The sequence below is a fragment of the Streptomyces sp. NPDC045968 genome, assembly GCF_056430475.1.
The window spans coordinates 57,490-75,515 of sequence record NZ_JBWKLF010000014.1; the positions used below are offsets into that span (position 1 = coordinate 57,490).

14 protein-coding genes are annotated in these 18,026 nt (G+C 72.2%); 7 read left to right on the forward strand and 7 right to left on the reverse strand.

The annotated features are described in order from the left end of the window. Positions 1-9: 9 nt before the first annotated feature. Complete coding sequence (locus AC07FA_RS31430) at positions 10-1,092, reverse strand: N-acetylmuramoyl-L-alanine amidase (protein WP_479079729.1); 1,083 nt, start codon at positions 1,090-1,092, stop codon at positions 10-12. A 401-nt stretch (positions 1,093-1,493) separates the two neighbouring features. Here AC07FA_RS31430 and AC07FA_RS31435 point away from each other — a divergent pair, with 401 nt between their 5' ends. Further along, the gene (locus AC07FA_RS31435; protein WP_479079730.1) at positions 1,494-2,882 is read left to right on the forward strand and encodes an MFS transporter; all 1,389 of its coding nucleotides are present in this window, start codon (positions 1,494-1,496) and stop codon (positions 2,880-2,882) included. Between the two features lie 82 nt (positions 2,883-2,964). Here AC07FA_RS31435 and AC07FA_RS31440 read toward each other — a convergent pair whose 3' ends face one another. Further along, positions 2,965-3,459 carry an NUDIX hydrolase gene (locus AC07FA_RS31440; RefSeq protein ID WP_479079731.1) on the reverse strand — a complete coding sequence of 165 codons (495 nt, stop codon included), beginning with the start codon at positions 3,457-3,459 and terminating at the stop codon, positions 2,965-2,967. Positions 3,460-3,468: 9 nt separating this feature from the next. Further along, entirely contained in the window at positions 3,469-5,115 is a 1,647-nt protein-coding gene (gene lnt, locus AC07FA_RS31445) for an apolipoprotein N-acyltransferase (RefSeq protein WP_479079732.1), read from the reverse strand. A gap of 234 nt (positions 5,116-5,349) precedes the next feature. Between lnt and AC07FA_RS31450 the strand changes: the two genes are divergently transcribed. Continuing rightward, positions 5,350-6,381: an O-antigen ligase family protein gene (locus AC07FA_RS31450; protein WP_479079733.1), complete on the forward strand. Its 1,032-nt coding sequence runs from the start codon at positions 5,350-5,352 to the stop codon at positions 6,379-6,381. A 78-nt stretch (positions 6,382-6,459) separates the two neighbouring features. Here the strand turns inward: AC07FA_RS31450 and AC07FA_RS31455 are convergent, their stop codons facing one another. Beyond that, complete coding sequence (locus AC07FA_RS31455) at positions 6,460-7,026, reverse strand: hypothetical protein (RefSeq protein WP_479079734.1); 567 nt, start codon at positions 7,024-7,026, stop codon at positions 6,460-6,462. A gap of 70 nt (positions 7,027-7,096) precedes the next feature. Then, positions 7,097-7,882 (reverse strand): glutamate racemase, encoded by a 786-nt coding sequence (locus tag AC07FA_RS31460; protein WP_479079735.1) that lies wholly within the window; start codon positions 7,880-7,882, stop codon positions 7,097-7,099. A 58-nt stretch (positions 7,883-7,940) separates the two neighbouring features. Here AC07FA_RS31460 and AC07FA_RS31465 point away from each other — a divergent pair, with 58 nt between their 5' ends. Continuing rightward, positions 7,941-9,122, forward strand: coding sequence for a glycosyltransferase (locus AC07FA_RS31465; RefSeq protein ID WP_479079736.1), 1,182 nt, complete (start codon positions 7,941-7,943; stop codon positions 9,120-9,122). 33 nt (positions 9,123-9,155) lie between these two features. On the opposite strand, the gene AC07FA_RS31470 is transcribed toward AC07FA_RS31465, so the two are convergent. Further along, positions 9,156-10,463: a TerD family protein gene (locus tag AC07FA_RS31470; RefSeq protein WP_479079737.1), complete on the reverse strand. Its 1,308-nt coding sequence runs from the start codon at positions 10,461-10,463 to the stop codon at positions 9,156-9,158. 259 nt (positions 10,464-10,722) lie between these two features. Here AC07FA_RS31470 and AC07FA_RS31475 point away from each other — a divergent pair, with 259 nt between their 5' ends. From AC07FA_RS31475 to AC07FA_RS31490, 4 genes are all read left to right on the forward strand, one after another. Then, positions 10,723-11,187 (forward strand): DUF6643 family protein, encoded by a 465-nt coding sequence (locus AC07FA_RS31475; RefSeq protein ID WP_479079738.1) that lies wholly within the window; start codon positions 10,723-10,725, stop codon positions 11,185-11,187. A gap of 20 nt (positions 11,188-11,207) precedes the next feature. Then, complete coding sequence (locus tag AC07FA_RS31480; RefSeq protein WP_479079739.1) at positions 11,208-12,056, forward strand: MOSC domain-containing protein; 849 nt, start codon at positions 11,208-11,210, stop codon at positions 12,054-12,056. Positions 12,057-12,203: 147 nt separating this feature from the next. Continuing rightward, on the forward strand, positions 12,204-12,818 hold the full coding sequence (locus AC07FA_RS31485) for an Rv1733c family protein (protein WP_479079740.1): 615 nt from the start codon (positions 12,204-12,206) through the stop codon (positions 12,816-12,818). A 225-nt stretch (positions 12,819-13,043) separates the two neighbouring features. Then, positions 13,044-15,482 carry a right-handed parallel beta-helix repeat-containing protein gene (locus tag AC07FA_RS31490; protein WP_479079741.1) on the forward strand — a complete coding sequence of 813 codons (2,439 nt, stop codon included), beginning with the start codon at positions 13,044-13,046 and terminating at the stop codon, positions 15,480-15,482. On the opposite strand, the gene AC07FA_RS31495 is transcribed toward AC07FA_RS31490, so the two are convergent. After that, positions 15,452-17,836, reverse strand: a complete 2,385-nt coding sequence (locus AC07FA_RS31495; protein WP_479079742.1) for a hypothetical protein — start codon at positions 17,834-17,836, stop codon at positions 15,452-15,454. The two genes, AC07FA_RS31490 and AC07FA_RS31495, sit on opposite strands and share 31 nt — an antisense overlap. Positions 17,837-18,026 lie beyond the last annotated feature (190 nt).

Below are 18,026 nucleotides of genomic sequence, written 5' to 3' on the forward strand. Positions count from 1 at the left end.
GGCCGTCCGTCAGCCGGAGAAGACCGCGGCGACGTCCGCCCGCAGCGCGGGCAGCTCGCCGTACAGCGTGGTGCCGGGGCACTCCGTGGCGAGCCAGTCGCGGTGGCCGCTGATCATGTGAACGTTCCTCGTGACCCCGTTGACCGGGTTGACGAAGGTGACGTCGGCCTGCGGGTCGAAGTCGTGCACCGCGGACAGCGCCGCCAGGAGCAGGGTGAGCGAGTCACGGGCCGCCGCGGTGGTGGACTGGTCGCTGAAGGTGCCGAGCAGGGCGATGCCGAGGTTGCCCGAGTTGAACCCGGCGGCGTGGAAGGCGGTCACCATGTTCCCGGTGGTGTCGTGCGCCGGGAGGCCGTCCTCGCCCGAGTACCGGCCCTCGTAGATCCGCCCGGCCTCGTCAATGAGGAAGTGGTAGCCGATGTCGCCCCAGTCGTTCGTGATCGCGTGCTGGTGGTAGTACGCACGGATCGTGGCCGCCGGGTCCGGGTCGCCGTTGACACCCGCCGTGTGATGGACGGTCAGGGTCTGCGCCGGGTAGTAGGTCGGCGGCGAGTTCTCGCTGCCGTCCGCCTTGAAACGCAGCGACTCGTCGGCTCCCCAGCCGGCGCGCGTGACGTACTCGACGCTCCCGATGCTGCGAGTCGCGGGGGCGCTGGAGGCCGCAACCGTAGGGCCGTTCACCGTGTCGAGCGCGGTCGCGCGCACGTCGCCGGCGCCGTCCGGCAGGCGGAGCTCGTATCCGGCGGCACCGCCGGCCGGCACCAGCACGCCGACGCGCGTGGCGGCGTCACCGTCGGCACCGCCCGCGCACATCGGGTGCAGCGCGGTCCACTCGCCGCGGCGGCCGTCCTGTCCGAGCAGCCGGATGCCCGCCCCGCGCCGGGGTCCGTTCCAGGAGACTCCGACGTACTCGATGGGGAAGTCCGCCCGGACCGTCCGTCCCGCCGCGCTGCTGACGGGCGTGGCGAGGGTCCGGGGCACCCGGGCCGCCCGGGCGGCCGGCGCGGCCGAGGCGGGGGCCGCGGTGGCGGCGGTGGCGAGTCCCGCAGCGGCGGCGACTCCGGCCGCCTGGAGGACGGTTCGCCGCTTCATGTATGGCTGGTGACGCAAGGTCAGTCCCTTCACAAGAGGACCAGCATCATAGACATGACACCTCCCGGCGTGACCAGCAGAACTCTGACGGCACCGGCTGCGGACCGCTTCGACTCCGGTGGTTTCCCAGGGCTCGGACCGCTCCGCCGCCGCTCCCGCTCCGGTGCATGCCCGACCGCAACGCACCGCCCACGCGAAATATGCCGAACGGCGCAACTCGGGCACCCCTCTCCCTCCCGTCCCCCCCACCGCAGGAAGAGCCCCGCGACACCACCCCGTAGCGCCCGCCCGCACACCGCGCGCCCGAACTATGGTGTCCCACCACATACGCCCCTGACCTGCGCCTTCCTACGGTATGGCGACACGGAAACGTCCCCGCCAACCGCCCGGAAGTGGTACCCATGGCCGCCCCAGCAACCTCTCCACCAGCACCTTCGAACCTTCGTCGGATCGTCGCCGCGAGCCTCGTCGGCACCACCATCGAGTGGTACGACTTCTTCCTGTACGGATCGGCCGCCGCGTTGGTCTTCAACAAGCTGTTCTTCCCCGGGTCCGATCCGCTCGTCGGCACCCTGCTCGCCTTCCTCACGTACGCGGTCGGATTCGCCGCCCGGCCCCTGGGTGCTCTCGTGTTCGGTCACTACGGTGACCGGCTCGGGCGCAAGAAGTTGCTGGTGCTGAGTCTGCTGCTGATGGGCGGCGCGACGTTCGCCATCGGGCTGCTGCCTACGCACGCCACCATCGGGACCGCCGCCCCCGTTCTGCTCACCGTCCTGCGTCTGGTGCAGGGCTTCGCCCTCGGGGGCGAGTGGGGTGGGGCCGTGCTGCTGGTGTCGGAGCACGGTGACGCCAAGCGGCGTGGTTTCTGGGCCTCTTGGCCGCAGACCGGAGCGCCGGCGGGGCAGTTGCTGGCTACCGGCGTGCTCTCGGCGCTGACGGCGCTGATGTCCGACTCGGCGTTCCTGGCCTGGGGTTGGCGTATTCCCTTCCTGCTCTCCGGTGTTCTCGTGATCGTCGGCTTGTGGATTCGTCTCTCTGTCGATGAATCACCCGTGTTCAAGGCCGCCCTGGCGCAGGCATCGGCGCGCAAGGCGACCAGCGGAACCGTCGAGAAGATGCCCCTGGTCGCCGTCCTGCGCCATCACTGGCGGGACGTGCTGATCGCGATGGGCGCGCGGATGGCGGAGAACATCAGTTACTACGTCATCACGGCCTTCATCCTCGTGTACGCGACCGTCGCGGCGGAGATGAGCAGGCAGACGGCGCTCAATGCCGTACTCGTCGCTTCCGCCGTGCACTTCGCGGTGATCCCGATGTGGGGCGCGCTGTCCGACCGGATCGGGCGCAGGCCGGTCTACCTCGTCGGCGCGGTCGGCGTGGGGTTGTGGATGTTCCCGTTCTTCGCCCTGATCGACACCCGCAGCTTCGGGAATCTGCTGCTGGCCATCACGGTGGGGCTCGTCTTCCACGGTGCGATGTACGCCCCGCAGGCGGCCTTCTTCTCGGAGATGTTCGCGACGCGCATGCGGTACTCGGGTGCGTCCATCGGTGCGCAGTTCTCGTCGGTCGCGGCCGGTGCGCCGGCGCCGCTGATCGCCACCGCGCTCCTCGACCACTACGACAGTCCGACGCCCATCGCCCTGTACGTCATCGCCGCCGCGCTGCTCACCATGGTGGCGATCGTCTGCGCGAAGGAGACCCGCAACCGGAATCTGTCGGACGTCGGGGCGGAGCCCGAGGGCGTACCGGACACACAGGCCCCGTTGTCCGCCGACGCCCGCACCGCCTGAAGGGGCCGCTCGACCTCGCCATGATCCGCCGAGGGGCCGCCTGCCACGGGCGGCCCCTCCGCATGGAGCCGGTGGCCGCCGCCTACGACTGCTGGGGCTCGGGCTGGGGGGTGCGTGCGAACCAGGTCGGCCCGTCGGTGAGGGCCTGCTTGATCCGGAACAGGCAGAACTCGTTCATCGGCGGCAGCGCGTCGACGGAGAACCAGCCCACCTCCAGCGACTCGTCGTCGTTGACCCGCGCCTCACCGCCGGTGGCCCGGCAGCGGAAGGTGATGTCGAGGTACTGGCACCGGTCGCCGTTGGCGTACTGCACGGGCTTCAAGGCCTGGGTGAGCACCACACGCTCCGCCACGCAATGCACGGCCGTCTCCTCGTACACCTCGCGTTCGGCTGTCGCCGCGGGCTCCTCCCCCGGCTCGCTGATACCGCCGATGACGGACCACTGGCCGGTGTCGGAACGCCGCGCGAGCAGCACCCTGCCCTCGTCGTCGAAGACGATCGCGGTGACCCCGGGCAGCAGGAGCAGTTGATGGCCCGCGGTCGCGCGGATGTCTCGGATGAAGTCGGGAGTAGCCATGCGCCGAGCCTACGTGTCCGTACCACCACCGGACACGGGGGCGGTGGACACGGAGGCGGCGGCCCCGCGCAGCTTGCGGGTGCGTACGCCGCGGACCGTCACCCAGCCGAGGCCGCCCACGGCGAGCAGCGCGAGAATCCCCTCGGGAAGCGGGCCCATGCAGGTCGCGGGGGTCAGCGAGGACCGCAGCGGCACCTCGTCGACCAGGGCGGCGGGGGTGAACATCTCCGTCTTCTGCGCGATCGTGCCGTCCGGCCGGATCACGGCGCTGACGCCACTGGTGACCGGGACGACGACGGACCGTCCGTGTTCGACCGCCCGCACCTGGCTCATCGCCAGTTGCTGGTAGGTCATCTCGCTGCGCCCGAAGGTCGCGTTGTTGCTCGGTACGGCGATGAGCTGCCCCCCGTGCTCGACCGTGTCGCGTACGGCGTCGTCGAACGCCGCCTCGTAACAGGTGACGAGCCCCACCTTCGTACCCGCCAGGTCGAACACGCCGACCTTTGAACCCGGTCCGAAGTCCCGCTGCACCCGGTCGACGTCCTTGCTGAAGATACGGACGAAGGAGCGCATCGGCATGTACTCGCCGAACGGCTGGATGTGGCGCTTGTCGTACGTGGCGACGGGCCCGCCCGCCGGGTCCCACTTGATGAGGGTGTTGCGCAGGGGGCCCGTTTCGGGGGTGACGACGGCACCGATGACGGTCGGGACGCCGATCGCCTTGACCGCGTCGTCGATCACAATGCGGGCGTCGGGGTTGCGGTAGGGATCGAGGTCGGAGGAGTTCTCCGGCCACAGGACGAAGTCGGGCTGGGGCACCTTGCCCGACTTCACCTCACGGGCGAGCTGTTCCGTGCGGCGGGCGTGGTTGTCCAGGACCGCGCGGCGCTGGGCGTTGAAGTCGAGGCCGAGGCGCGGCACGTTGCCCTGGATGGCGGCGACGGTCGCGGTGCCGTCCTCCGCCGAGGCGTCGACGAGGGGCAGCGCGGCGAATGCGGCCGCCAGGGGTACGCCGACGGTCGCCGCCGCGGCGGCGACTGCGGCCCGGGGGACGGTGCCGGTGGCACGGTACGTACGGAACTGGCGCGCCGCTTCGAAGAGTCCGAAGCCGCACAGCACCACCGCGAAGGAGAGCAGCGGAGTGCCACCCACTGCCGCGAGCGGCAGGAACACGCTCTCCGCCTGACCGAAGGCGATCTTCCCCCAGGGGAAACCGCCGAACGGCACGCGGGCCCGGACCGCTTCGTCGAGCGCCCAAACGGCGGCGGCCCAGACCGGCCAGTACGCGAGGCGGGTGACAGCGCTGATCCCGACGCAGCCCACCGCGATGAAGAGCGCCTCCGCGGCGGCCAGCGCCAGCCACGGCACGGGGCCGACCTCTTCTCCGGTCCAGTGCAGCAGCGGCAGCATGAAGCCGAGTCCCGCGAGGAGGCCGAGGCCGAAGGCGGCGCGCAGCCTACGGCCGAAAAGGACCCAGCCGAGCAGGGCGAAACCGGGCAGAACCAGCCACCACAGGGGGCGTGGCGGGAAGCTCGCGTACAGCAGCGCACCGGAGAGTGCGGCCGCGGCCGGGCGGACGAACCGCGGCAACAGCCTTCTGCCGCGGGAGGCGGGGGCGGACGGCGGCTCGTCTACGGAGGTGATGGTGGCGCTCACCTGGCGGAGTCTACGGCGGCGGCCTGTGGGGACCGCCGACCGGGACGGTCCGCCAGCGGTGCCTAAGTGCCGGACGGCATCCAGTCGCCGGCCCTGAGCGCACGAGGTCGCAACGTTTCTGCGCCATTTCCCCACACGGCGCCTCCACGGCCGTTAGCGTGTGCGCCAGTCTCTGCCGATCGGCCGGATTCCGGCCGTCGTGGGCGAGACGGTCGAGGTCGGGGGGTCGACACGATGACCGCATCAGTGGGCCGGTACGGCGCCAGGGGGCACGGCAGTGCCTCCGACGCGGCCGGAGCCGTGATTCTCGCCGCCTGCGCCGTCTGGTCGCTGGTCAGCGCCGCGGGCCGTGACACCAGACCCGAGGGGGTCCTGCTCGCGCTCCTCGCGGTCGCTGCCGGGTTCACCTGCGGCCGGATCTGCGGGACCCTCCTCCCGGTCGCCGCGGCCTCCGCCGCCGCGCTCGCCGCCCTGGTCATGGCCCTGTTCTCACGCCACGGCATGCCGGGCGCCACGGCCGCCGCCGATATCACCCCAGGTCACACGGGGGCCGCCGCCGCCCTGCTGGTACTCGCCGCGGGCTCGGCCTGCTGCGCGGCGGCCGCCTCGGACCGGGCATCGCTCGGCGTCACCCTGCGCCTGCTCGCTCTCGGTACCGCGTGCGCCGCACTCACCCTCGGCTCGGTCTTCGGCTTCATGGCCGCCCTGGGGGTGCTGCTCTGTTCGCTGGCCGCCACCCGGATGCGCCACAGGCTGCTGGGTCTCGCCGGGCTCGGGCTGGTCGCCGGGCTGATGGTGGGGCTGTCCTGGGCAGTCGCCGAGGACACGTTGCCGGAGGGCCTCTCGGTCTCGCTGGAGGGGCCACTCACCCGGAACCGGGTGCTGCTCTGGCAGGACGCCGTGCAGCTGGCGAAAAAGAACCCCCTGCTGGGCGTGGGCCCGGACCGCTTCGGTGAGCTGAGCCCCACCGCACGCGAGTCCCTGCGCTCCGACGGCAAACCGCACTCCGCGCCCTTTCAGCAGGCCGCCGAGCAGGGGGTGGCCGGTGTCGCACTGCTGGGCATCGCCTTCGGCTGGCTGCTGTACGTGCTGTGGCGCTCGCCCCGGACGACGGCCGTGGTGCTGACGGCGGGTGCTGCGCTCACCGCGCTCGCGGCCCTCGCGGCGGTCGGCAACGCCCTGAGCTTCACCCCGGTGACGACGGGAGCGGGCCTGCTCGCGGGACTCGCCTCGGCACGGCGTCCGGTGGGAGAGGACGCGGACTGAGGGGTGAGCGGACCGGGGGTAAGGGTGAGGGGTGAGCGGACCGAGGGGTGAAAGGTGAGGGGTGAGCGAGCGGCCGCTTCAGGGGCCGGTCGGCCGGGGCCCCGTCGTCGACAGGTGCAGGCGGTCGCGGATGAACCGTACGGCCGCTTCCGCGTCGTCCACCGTGACCGTGAAGGTTCTGCCGTCACCGAGTCTCAGCACCAGGCCCTCGCCCCGGCGCACCACCACGGCCGTGCCCCGTTCGGGGCGCCAGCGGTAGCCCCAGCCGCCCCATTCCCGTGGGGTGACCTTGGGTGCGAACTCGGCTCCGACCACATGGGTGAGCAGGATGCGGCGGCGCGGCAGGCCCATGTGGCCGCAGCGCACCTCCAGGGCGTCGCCGTCCACCTTGACGGCCACGTGGACGAAGGCGAGGGTGCCGAACAGGATGAGCAGTCCGGCGGCGATGCAGCCGATGACGGACATCAGCAGGGGCGCGATTCCGGAGGTCCACGCCGAGCCGACGGCGAGCTGGATGCCGAGGGCCATGCACCCCGCGCCCGCGACCGCGAGCAGCCACTGCGCACGGTTGGTCGCGCGGCCGTGCCAGACCGTGGACGGGGCCTCGCTCGAACCGTGGCTGCCATTGCCGGTGTGGTCCCTCATGCCAAGCAGCGTACTCAGATTCCGCCTGCCGGGGAGGGGGCGTGAGCCCGGTCGAGGGCCGTCCGAGCGGTCAGCGGAGGGGGCTGAGCGCCTTCAGCAGACGCCCTTCCTCGTAGGCCAGAGCGGCTTCCGGCAGCTCGGCCGCGCGTCCGCTGAGGATGACGGCGAGCGTGCCGGCCGGTTCGGCCGACGGGGGGGTCCCGGCGCCGATGCGGCGCAGCGCCTGGGCGGCGACGGCGCCGGCCGAGCGGTGCAGCGTGACGGGGCCGCGGCCGGACCGCTGGACGGCGGCACGGATGCGCTCGCCGACCAGTTCGTAGTGGGTGCAGCCGAGGACGACGGCCCGTACGTCCGGCGGAGTGAGGGCCGCCGCCGCCGCGATGGCGCGGTCGATGGCGGGCTCGTCGGCGTACTGCACGGCGTCGGCGAGGCCGGGGCAGGGGACCTCGGTGACGGCGACGGAGCCGGCGAAGTCACGGATCAGGGCGCGCTGATACGGGCTGCCGGTGGTGGCCGGGGTGGCCCAGATGGCGACGGGTCCGCCGTCCGTGGCCGCCGGCTTGATCGCGGGCACGGTGCCGATGACCGGCAGCGCCGGCTCCAGTTCGGCGCGGAGCGCGGGCAGGGCGTGGACGGACGCCGTGTTGCAGGCGACGATCAGTGCGTCCGGCCGGTGCGCGGCCGCCGCCCGGGCGACGGCGAGAGCCCGCGCGGTCACGACCTGCGGTGTATGCGGCCCCCATGGCATCCCGTCCGGGTCGGAGGAGAGCACCAGGTCGGCGTCCGGCCGCAGTCGACGCACCGCCGCCGCCGTCGGGAGCAGGCCGATTCCGGAGTCCATCAGGGCAATCTTCACCCGGTCACCATAGTCGACACCCCTTGCGGCCCTGCGGAAGTGGGGCAGACTTCGGCGGATGAGCGCCATTGCCTGGATCGCCGTTGTCTCGCTGATCGTGTGGGTCTGGCTGCTGCTGGGGCAGGGGTTCTTCTGGCGCACCGACCAGCGGCTTCCCCGGCGTACGGACCCCGCGCGCTGGCCCTCCGTCGCCGTTGTCGTGCCGGCCCGCGACGAGGCCGACATGCTGCCCGTGAGTCTGCCGTCGCTGCTCGCACAGGATTATCCGGGCGAGGCGGAGATCTTCCTGGTCGACGACTGCAGCAAGGACGGCACCGGCGACCTCGCCCGCGCGCTGTCCGTACGGTACGGAGGGCTGCCGCTTACGGTGTCATCGCCCGGTGAGCCGGAGGCGGGGTGGACCGGCAAGCTGTGGGCCGTCCGGCACGGGATCTCGCTGGCCCGGACCCGCAAGCCGGAGTTTTTGCTGCTGACGGACGCCGATATCGCTCATGAACCGGACAGCCTGCGCGAGCTCGTCGCCGCCGCGACCACGGGGACCGAGGAGGGATTCGACCTGGTCTCGCAGATGGCCCGGCTGCGGGTGGTCAGTGCCTGGGAGCGGCTCATCGTCCCGGCGTTCGTCTACTTCTTCGGACAGCTCTACCCCTTCCGCCGGGTGAACCGGGCGGGCTCGGGGACGGCCGCCGCCGCGGGCGGCTGCGTGCTGCTGCGCACCGAGGCCGCCGAGCGGGCCCGGATTCCGGAGTCCATCCGGGATGCGGTGATCGACGACGTCTCGCTGGCGCGTGCGGTACGGCGCAGCGGTGGCCGGATCTGGCTGGGGCTGGCGGAACGGGTGGACAGTGTGCGCCCGTACCCGCGGCTCGGGGATCTGTGGCGGATGGTGTCGCGGAGCGCGTACACCCAGTTGCGGCACAGCCCGCTGCTGCTCGCCGGGACGGTGCCGGGGCTCGCGCTCGTCTATCTCGCCCCGCCCGTCACGCTCGTCACCGGGCTGCTGACGGGCGACGCCGTGGCCGCGTGGGCGGGCGGGGCGGCGTGGGCGGTGATGGCGGGGACGTACATGCCGATGCTGGCGTACTACCGGCAGTCGCTGTGGCTCGCGCCCCTGCTGCCGGTCACCGCGCTGCTGTACCTGCTGATGACGGTCGACTCGGCGGTGCAGCACCGCCGGGGGCGCGGGGCGGCCTGGAAGGGGCGTACGTACGCCCGTCCCGAGGCCGCACCGGACCGGTGAGCCGCACCGGACCGGTGGCGTGGCGGCGCGGGCTCACTTACGGCCCGGGGTCCAGTTCATTCCCCAGCCGTAGGCGGCGTCGATGGTGCGCTGCGGGCTCACTCCACGCTGCGGGACGAGGTAGCGGGCCTCGCGCTGCACCGTGAGGTCTCCCCCGTTGTTGGTGATCAGTGCGAGGGCGCAGACGGTGGACGGCACGGTGCACTCGTCGAGGGAGAAGTCGATGGCCGCGCCGTGCTGCGGCTGGAGGGTGACCGTGGCATGCAGATCGGCGAAACTCCGGGCACCTTCATAGATGGTGACGAAGATCAGAAGGCGGCGCAGCCGGTCCTTGTGGTCGAGGTTGACCGTGAGGTTCTCACCGGTGGAGAGTGCGCCGGTCCGGTCGTCGCCGTCGAGATGGATATAGGGCGGCCGGCCGAGAGAGCCGAAGGCGTTTCCGAGTGCCTGGACAACTCCCTTGCTGCCGTCGGTGAGTTCGTAGAGTGCGCAGAGATCGAGATCGAGGTCTGCGTGCATCGCGACGGCCCGGCCGAGTTTGGCGCCCCAGCTCTTGAACTGTTTGCGCACTTCCCAGTTGAGATTTACGCGAAGGGCGCCGGAGGTGCCGCCCTGTTTGGCGAGGGAGACGGAAGGCGTTTCCTTGGTGAGCGTCACCTTCGTCAGCCTCACGGGCTGAGTCGCGGGCGGAACCGGCGGGGCGGGCGGGGCGGCGGGTGCGGGAGGCGGTGCCATGGGGACCGGCGGGGGCGAGCTCGGGGTCCGTTGTGACGCCTGGGGCCGGGGAGCCTGCTGTGCCTGTTGTGGTTCGTCGACGGAGATACCGAAGTCCGTGGCGAGACCCTCCAGCCCGGTGCCGTACCCCTGGCCGACGGCCCGGAACTTCCAGGCCCCCTGGCGCAGGTAGAGCTCTCCGAGGATGAATGCCGTCTCGACGGTGGCGTCGGCGCTCTCGAACCGGGCTGTCTCCGCGCCGCTCGCCGCGTCCACGACCCGTACGTACAGCCCCGCCACCCGGCCGAAGCTCCCGCCGTCCGCCGAGGCCGCGACGACGATGCGGTCGATGGCGGGCTCGATACGCGAGAAGTCCACCGCGAGGGTGTCCGTGACCCGGTCGCCGTCCGTCGCCTTGCCCTCGTGTCGTACCGCGCCCGACGCGTGGGCGGGCTGGTTGTAAAAGACGAAGTCCGCGTCGCTGCGTACCTTTCCGGAGACAAGGAGGAGCGCCGAGGCATCCACGTCCGGCGACCCGGGGGTGGTACGCCACCCCAATTCGACCCGCACGGCCTGAGCCCGCACCGGAACATTGGTTCCTTTTAGCATGGTCATGATCGCCCCCATCGCGAGTCCGGCTGCCCGAAAGCCTTTCCCGGGACAACCTAATCCTTGGTGCGGCGGGGAGCCCACAGCCGTGACGGGCCGGTCCGGGCGATCCGCCGGTAACCCCCCGTGAACTCGCCCTTTACACGATCACGGAGCGGTTTGGTGCCCTTTTTTCCCAAGTTCGCTCGCATTGGGGATCGCTGTTCACTCACAACACCCAAATCAACCCTCTTATCGGGCTCCCCAATCAGCACATCGTGGGCTTAACTTAGGTGCCATGACCTCCCCCCGCTCCACCTACGGCGGCGGCTACTACGCCGCACCGTCGTTCCCCGACACTCCGATCTACGACTCCCTGGTCGCGGAGCGGGGCACCCCTCAGATCGCACCGATCCGAGTGCCTGCCGCCTATGACACCGGCAACAGCTATCTGCCGGCCCTCCCGTCGGCGCTGCCCGCCCTTCCCGCGGCTCCCTCCCAGCCGTCCTACGGGTACCAGCAGCCCACGCCGCAGCAGTACCAACAGGCGCCGATGCAGCCCGTGCAGCTGCAGCACGCCCCTGCGCCGTACATCCCGCAGCAGCCGAACGCGCCGCGCGGCTACCAGCAGCAGCCCCAGCCGCAGCGCCCCGCGCCCGGCACGGGTTACGAGTCGATGCGCCCGGCTTCGCCCCGGCCCGCCCCGGTGCCGTCTCCGTACGAGGACCCGTACAACCGCCCGTACCAGGGCCGGGGGTACTGACCGGCTGGCAGGATGGCCGCATGGATCTTCCCGTGCTTCAGGCCGTCCATATCCATCCGGTCAAGTCACTGGCCGCGTATGCGCGAAGCGAGGCCGCCGTCGAGCCATGGGGACTCGACGGCGACCGGCGCTGGATGGTCGTCGACGCGGCGGACAAGGCCGTCACGCAGCGTCGGAACGCCCGGATGGCGCTGGTATCCGCCAGGCCGCTGGCGGGCGGCGGGATCGAGCTGTCGGCGCCGGGGAGCGCGCCACTGGTCGTGGAGGTCCCGGCACCGGGCCGCACGGTGACCGTGGATCTGTTCAAGCAGAAGACCGAGGCCGTGGAAGCGGCGCGGGCCGCCCACGAGTGGCTCGGCACCTGCCTCGGCGCGGAGGTCCGGCTCGTCCATCTCGACGCGCCCGCGGTCCGCAGGCCGATCCCGCCCGAGCACAGCAGACTCCTCGATCCGGCACACGCGCGCCCGGGAGAGACCGTCAGCTTCGCCGACGAGTTCCCGCTCCTGCTCACCGGCACCGCCTCGCTGGACGCGCTCAACTCCCTCATCGCCCAGGGCGAGTACCCGCACGAGGGGCCGCTGCCGATGAACCGGTTCCGGCCGAATGTCGTCGTGGCGGGCACCCCCGCCTGGGCCGAGGACGCGTGGCGGCGGATCGCCATCGGCGAGGTCTCCTTCCGGGTGGTGAAGTCCTGCGGGCGCTGCGCCATCACCACCACCGACCAGGTGACCGCCGAGCGCGGCAGGGAACCGCTGCGGACGCTCGCCCGCCACCGCCGGACCGGGACGGACCTGATCTTCGGCCGGTATCTGATCCCTGACGGAACCGGAGTGATCCGCGTCGGTGACCCGGTCCGCGTCCTGGAGTGACCAGCTGCCCGGCAGCCTGGCTGACGCTGCTGCCCCGGGAACTCTCCCGGACAGACCGGACGTTGGCAGCGTGAGGTTGCTCTCTCTTCGCTTCTCCGCGGTGCGAAACCTGCCGTATCGGGTTATCACGGATACGGAAGGGGGTGGGTGGCTGTGCGAGCGGTCTCGGGAGTCTGGCGTTGGCGGCACAATCCTTTGCGCCGTGCCACCGATCGCACCGAGGCGTGGGTGGCGCTGCTCGCCCTGCTCCTGATGCTGCTGGCGGCGCCGGTGGCCGGCTGGACGTGCGGTGCGCTCACGGACGACGCCCTCCAGCGGTCGGTCCGGGCCCAGCAGGCCGAGCGTCATGTCACGAAGGCCGTCGTGGTGCGCCGGGTGGACAGGCCCGGTCAGTTCGCCGGTGATTCCGAAGTGGCCTCGGAGCGTGCGGCCCAGACCTCGGTCGTGGCCCGCTGGCGCGCCCCCGACGGCACGATGCGTACGGGAAGAGTCTCCACGGCTTCCCGGGTCACCGGCCCCGGTTCCGAGGTGCGGATCTGGACGGACGACCGGGGCAGGCCCGCGCTGCGGCCCATGGACGCTCCCACCGCGCACACCCACGCGGCACTGGCCGGATTCGGTGTGTTCCTCCTCTCCGCCGGCCTGGTCGAGGCGGCCCGCCGGCTGATCGTGTGGCGGCTGCTGTCGCAGCGGTACGCACGGCTGGACCGGGCCTGGGCGAAGGCCGGTCCTGACTGGGGCAGGACCGGGACGGGCAGCTGACGAAGCGCCTCCGGGAAACCGCCGACGGGCCCCCGTGCGGCTGATGAGCAGCCGACTCGTCAACTCCCGCCCGTCGCGCGCGCTACGGTGGACCGGCCCGCCCGACTCCTCGGCAGGCGGACCCGGACACAGCGCTGCCGGAAGGCCGGCCGCACCGGCAGTCGTACAGGATGCGGACAGGCACGAGGCAGCGCACACAGCACGAGGTGGGGGCACAGCAGCGCCATGGCACAGGGCACGGTCCAGGTGACGCACACCGGCACATCGCGATGGCGGCGCCGCACGGGTGAATACGCTTCCCTCACCGCCGCCCTGGAGGCCGCGGCCGACGGGGACGTGCTTACCATCGCCCCCGGCACGTACCGGGAGAATCTCGTGGTCCAGCGCGCGGTGACGCTGCGCGGCCCCGAAGGGTCCGTCGGTTCCGTGCGGATCGCGCCGGTCGACGGAGTACCCCTGACCGTGCGGGCATCCGCGGTCATCCAGGATCTCCATGTGGAGGGCCAGGACTCGGCGGCCCCCGGTCTGCTCGTCGAGGAGGGCACTCCGGAGCTCTCGGATCTGCGGATCGTGACCCGGTCGGCCGCCGGGATAGAGGTACGGGGCGCCGCCAGGCCCTCCGTGCGCCGCTGCACCGTGGACAATCCGGCCGGCGTCGGCATCGCCGTGCTGGACGGGGCGGGCGGGGTGTTCGAGGAGTGCGAGATCGTCTCCGCCGGGCAGTCCGGTGTTTCCGTCCGCGACGGCGCACATCCGCGGCTGGAGCGCTGCCGGGTCCACCACGCCTCCGGCGCCGGACTGAGCGTGACCGGCGAGGGCAGTTCCCTGGAGGCGGTGGGCTGCGAGGTGTACGAGATCAAGGGCAGCGGGGTCCAGATCACGGCCCGCGGCACCGCGCACCTCACCGACTGCACGGTGCACCGCACCGCCGCCGACGGCATCACACTGGACACCGACGCCGTCCTCACACTGGCCGACTGCGACATCCACGACATTCCGGAGAACGCGGTCGATCTGCGGTCCCGTTCGGTCCTCACCCTGACCCGTTCGACCGTGCGCAGATTCGGCCGCAACGGCCTGTCCGTCTGGGACCCCGGCACGCGGGTGGACGCCAACCAGTGCGAGATCCACGACAGCACGGGCGACTACCCGGCGGTCTGGGTCAGCGACGGCGCCACCGTGATACTCGATTCGTGCCGCGTCCACGACGTGCCGGACGCGCTCTTCGTCCTCGACCGGGGCTCGCGCGCCGATGTGGTGGACAGCGACCTCACACAGATCCGCAACACCGCCGTGTCGGTGAGCGACGGGGCCACCGCCCAGCTGGACGACTGCCGCATCCGGGAGGCGTCCACGGGCGCCTGGTTCCGTGACCACGGCAGCGGCGGCACCCTGAACAACTGCACCATCGACGCCGCGCAGACCGGTGTCATCGTCACCAAGGGCGCCGACCCCACCATCGAGCGGTGCACGGTCACCTCGCCCGCCGAGGCCGGTTTCTACGTCTCCGCCGAGGGGCGCGGCACCTTCGACAGCTGCCGCGTCACCGGGAGCGACGGCTACGGCTTCCATGTCATGGACGGCTGCCGCACCACGCTCAGCCGCTGCCGTACGGAGCGCTGCGCCCGCGGCGGGTACGAGTTCGCGGACGGCGGCACGTCGCAGGGCGACGGACACGGGACCGGTCCCGTGGTGGAGGACTGCACGAGTGACGAGAGCGGTGTGCGCGGCGCCGCGACCCCGCCGCCCGCTGTGCTGACGGCGACCCAGTCGACGCCGGGACTGCTCACTGCGCTGCCGGACCAGCGGGTGCGCGCCGTCGAGCCCTCCCCCGCGCCTCCGGCCGAGCCGGTACGCGACTCGGGAGCCGTCCTCGGTGAACTGGACGCGCTGGTGGGCCTCGACAGCGTCAAGCGCGAGGTGCGGGCCCTGACCGACATGATCGAGGTCGGCAGGCGGCGCAGGGAGGCCGGACTCAAGGCCGCCTCGGTGCGCCGCCACCTCGTCTTCACCGGCTCCCCCGGGACGGGCAAGACGACGGTGGCGCGGCTGTACGGGGAAATCCTGGCCTCCCTCGGGGTGCTGGAGCGCGGCCACCTCGTCGAGGTGTCCCGGGTGGATCTCGTCGGCGAGCACATCGGCTCCACCGCCATCAGGACCCAGGAGGCGTTCGACCGGGCGCGCGGCGGGGTCCTGTTCGTCGACGAGGCGTACGCCCTGTCGCCGGAGGACTCCGGCCGGGACTTCGGCCGCGAGGCGATCGACACGCTGGTGAAACTCATGGAGGACCACCGGGACGCGGTGGTGGTGATCGTCGCCGGATACACCCACGAGATGGAGCGGTTCCTCACCGTCAACCCAGGTGTGGCATCCCGCTTCTCACGGACCATCACCTTCAGCGACTACCTTCCCGAGGAACTGCTGCGCATCGTCGAGCAGCAGGCCGAGGAGCACGAGTACAGCCTGGCGGACGGCACAGGGGAGGCCCTGCTCAAGTACTTCACCGAGCTCCCCAAGGGCCCCGCCTTCGGCAACGGCCGTACCGCCCGCCAGACCTTCGAGTCGATGGTGGAGCGTCATGCCGGAAGGGTCGCCCAGCTCGCCGAGACGAGCACGGACGACCTCACGCTGCTCTATCCGGAGGACCTGCCCGAGCTGCCCTGAACCTCCCCCTCGGTCTGCCGGGGCAGGACCGGGCCGAGCCGTTCGAGCAGGCCGGCGCGCTCCTGGGCGAAGACCGGGTCGGCCTGGTAGTCCGAGTGCCCCAGGATCGGTTCGGGCAGCGGGAGTTCGGTGGTTCGGCCGTAGACCAGCGGGTCCTTCAGCGGCCCCCGGTCCACCTCGTGCCGCCCGCCCTCCTCGATGCGCACCGGACCACCGATCGGGTCGGTCGCGCGCCACAGGTTGCGCCAGCAGTGCACGGAGCGGTGCAGCCCTTCCAGGGGTACGGGGCCGAAGTAGGCCGGGAACCAGCGCCCGTACAGCCGCTCGATCGGCGAACCGTAGGTGAGCAGCGCGACCCGGCGGCGGGTGGCGGCGGGGAGCTGCCAGACCGCGGACGCGGCCAGGACGCTGCCCTGGGAGTGCCCCGAGATGACGAGCCGGCCGCGGGTGCGTCCGGTCCAGGCCGACATCCGGGAGGACAGGTCGGGGACGGCCCGCTCGGCGTAGCAGGGCGGCGCGAAGGGGTGGGCGGCGCGCGGCCAGAACGTGCCGACGTCCCACAGAATGCCGATGGTGCGCCTGGCGGAGACATCGCGGTAGGCGCGCCGGCCCCAGGTCACGAAGAGTATGAAGCCGACGCCGACCATCCAGGAGCCGGTCGACTGCGCGGCCTCGGCGAGCGATTCGACGACGGGGGCCGATCCGTCCATGGCCAGTCCGGGCACCTGTCCGGTGGCCCAGGAACCGGCGACCGCCCCCGCGCCGAGCAGCAGCGTGGCGCCGGAGAGTGCGCCGATGAGCCGGGGCGCGGAGTCGGTGAGCGCGGCGGTGGCCCGGGTCCTGGCGATCCGCCGCGTCCTTTCGGGGTCGGGGCACAGCTCTCCGTACTCCTCCTCGACGGCAGGGCCCATGCGGCGGGCGCTGCGCGCGGTGCGGACGATCAGGGCGAGGACCGGGACGAGCAGGAGCAGGAGGAGCACCGGGATCACGGACGCCTGCCAGCTGAGCAGGACGGGCGGGCCCTCGATGACGGAGCCGCGGCCCATGCCGGGGGTGCCGGAGCCGTCGAGCCAGTCGGCGACGCGCTGGGCGACCCCGCCGGTCATGACGCCGCCGAGTGCGCAGGCGAGCATCGCCACCGCGGGGCCGCCCAAGCCGTAGAGGGTGGTGCGGGGTTCGGGGTTGCGGGCGTACAGGCTCAGGGCGACGGCGGCGAGAGCGACGATCAGGACGCCCTGGCCGACGACGAGGAGCCGGAAGGTGGCCTCGCCGGGCAGTGCGCCGTCGGACACCCAGCCGGGGCGCGACCAGGAGGCGTACACCGCGATGAGGAGGAGCAGGACCATGGCCGTGCCGGGCAGGAAGGTGACGACGGCGCGGTCGAGTGTGTTGTCCAGGCGGCGTTCGCTGCGGCCCCGGCGGCAGACCACGAGGACGACGACGAGGCCGCACGCCACGAGAGCGGCCCCGAACAGGCCGCCCAGGACGCCCAGGACGGGGCTGTCGGCGGTCCGGTCGTGGCGGGCGGCGGCGCCTCCCACGGCGGCGGCGACGGTGAGGAATCCGGCGGCGGTGTGCGCGGCGCGCAGCCGGGCGACGAGACGGCGTCCGTACCAGAAGCCGGGCCTGCCGAGCGCGGGGCGGACGGCGGGCGGGACGACCGTCCCGGTACCGCCGGCTTCCGCCCCGGCCGCGTCCGCCTCGTCCGGCTCGGGTTCGGAGCCCGTGAGCGGGCGCGCGGACTCGTAGGCGCTCCAGGTCCGGTTGGAGAGGTACCAGAGCAGCCCCACCAGCGCGGTGGGCACGAGCGCGGCCACGACGAGCCGGCGGCCGGGCTGCGACCACCACCCGCCCTGGGCCGTCGAGAGGAAGCCCAGCCAGGAACGCCGTCCGGAGCACGCCGGTTCCCCCGCGCACTGCCAGGCCGCCAGGTCGAGGGCGACTTCGCAGGCCGCTGCCGTGAGGAGCACGGTGAGGCTGAGGGCCAGGAGGCGCACCACCAGCCCGTACAGGCGGATCGCCCGGGTGCGGCCGGGCGCGCTGGGCCGCATCCAGTGGGCGAGGTTGACGACCATGAAGGGGAGCAGGAGCAGCCAGAGGGCGCGGGAGCCGTTGCCCGACGTGAGGTTGCACCAGCAGTACGCCTCGGCGACCGGTTCGTCGCGGTGCCGTTCCGGGTCGTGTTCCGCGGCGATGTCGTCCGTGCGCCGGTAGATGGCCGCGGTTGCGTCACCGGTGACGCGGGTCGTGCGCGGGTCGCGCAGCATTTCCTGGGGGGTGGTTCCGCCGACACCGTGGACCAGGAGTTCCAGCGCGGCTCCGGCGCTCTGCGGGGGCGGGATGGCAGGGTCCAATTCGGTGACTCGCTCTCTGGACCGCGCGGCCCGTGGGGGGCCGGCGAGAAGGGACGGTGCCGCGCGGGGCGGCGCGCTGTCTCCAGAATCGCGGACGCGGGCCGCCGGCGGCACCCGTGTCACCGAATCTCCCCAGTGACGCGGCCGGAAGGGGTGCGTGGCAGGATGAACACGTCCGGCAGGCCGCTGC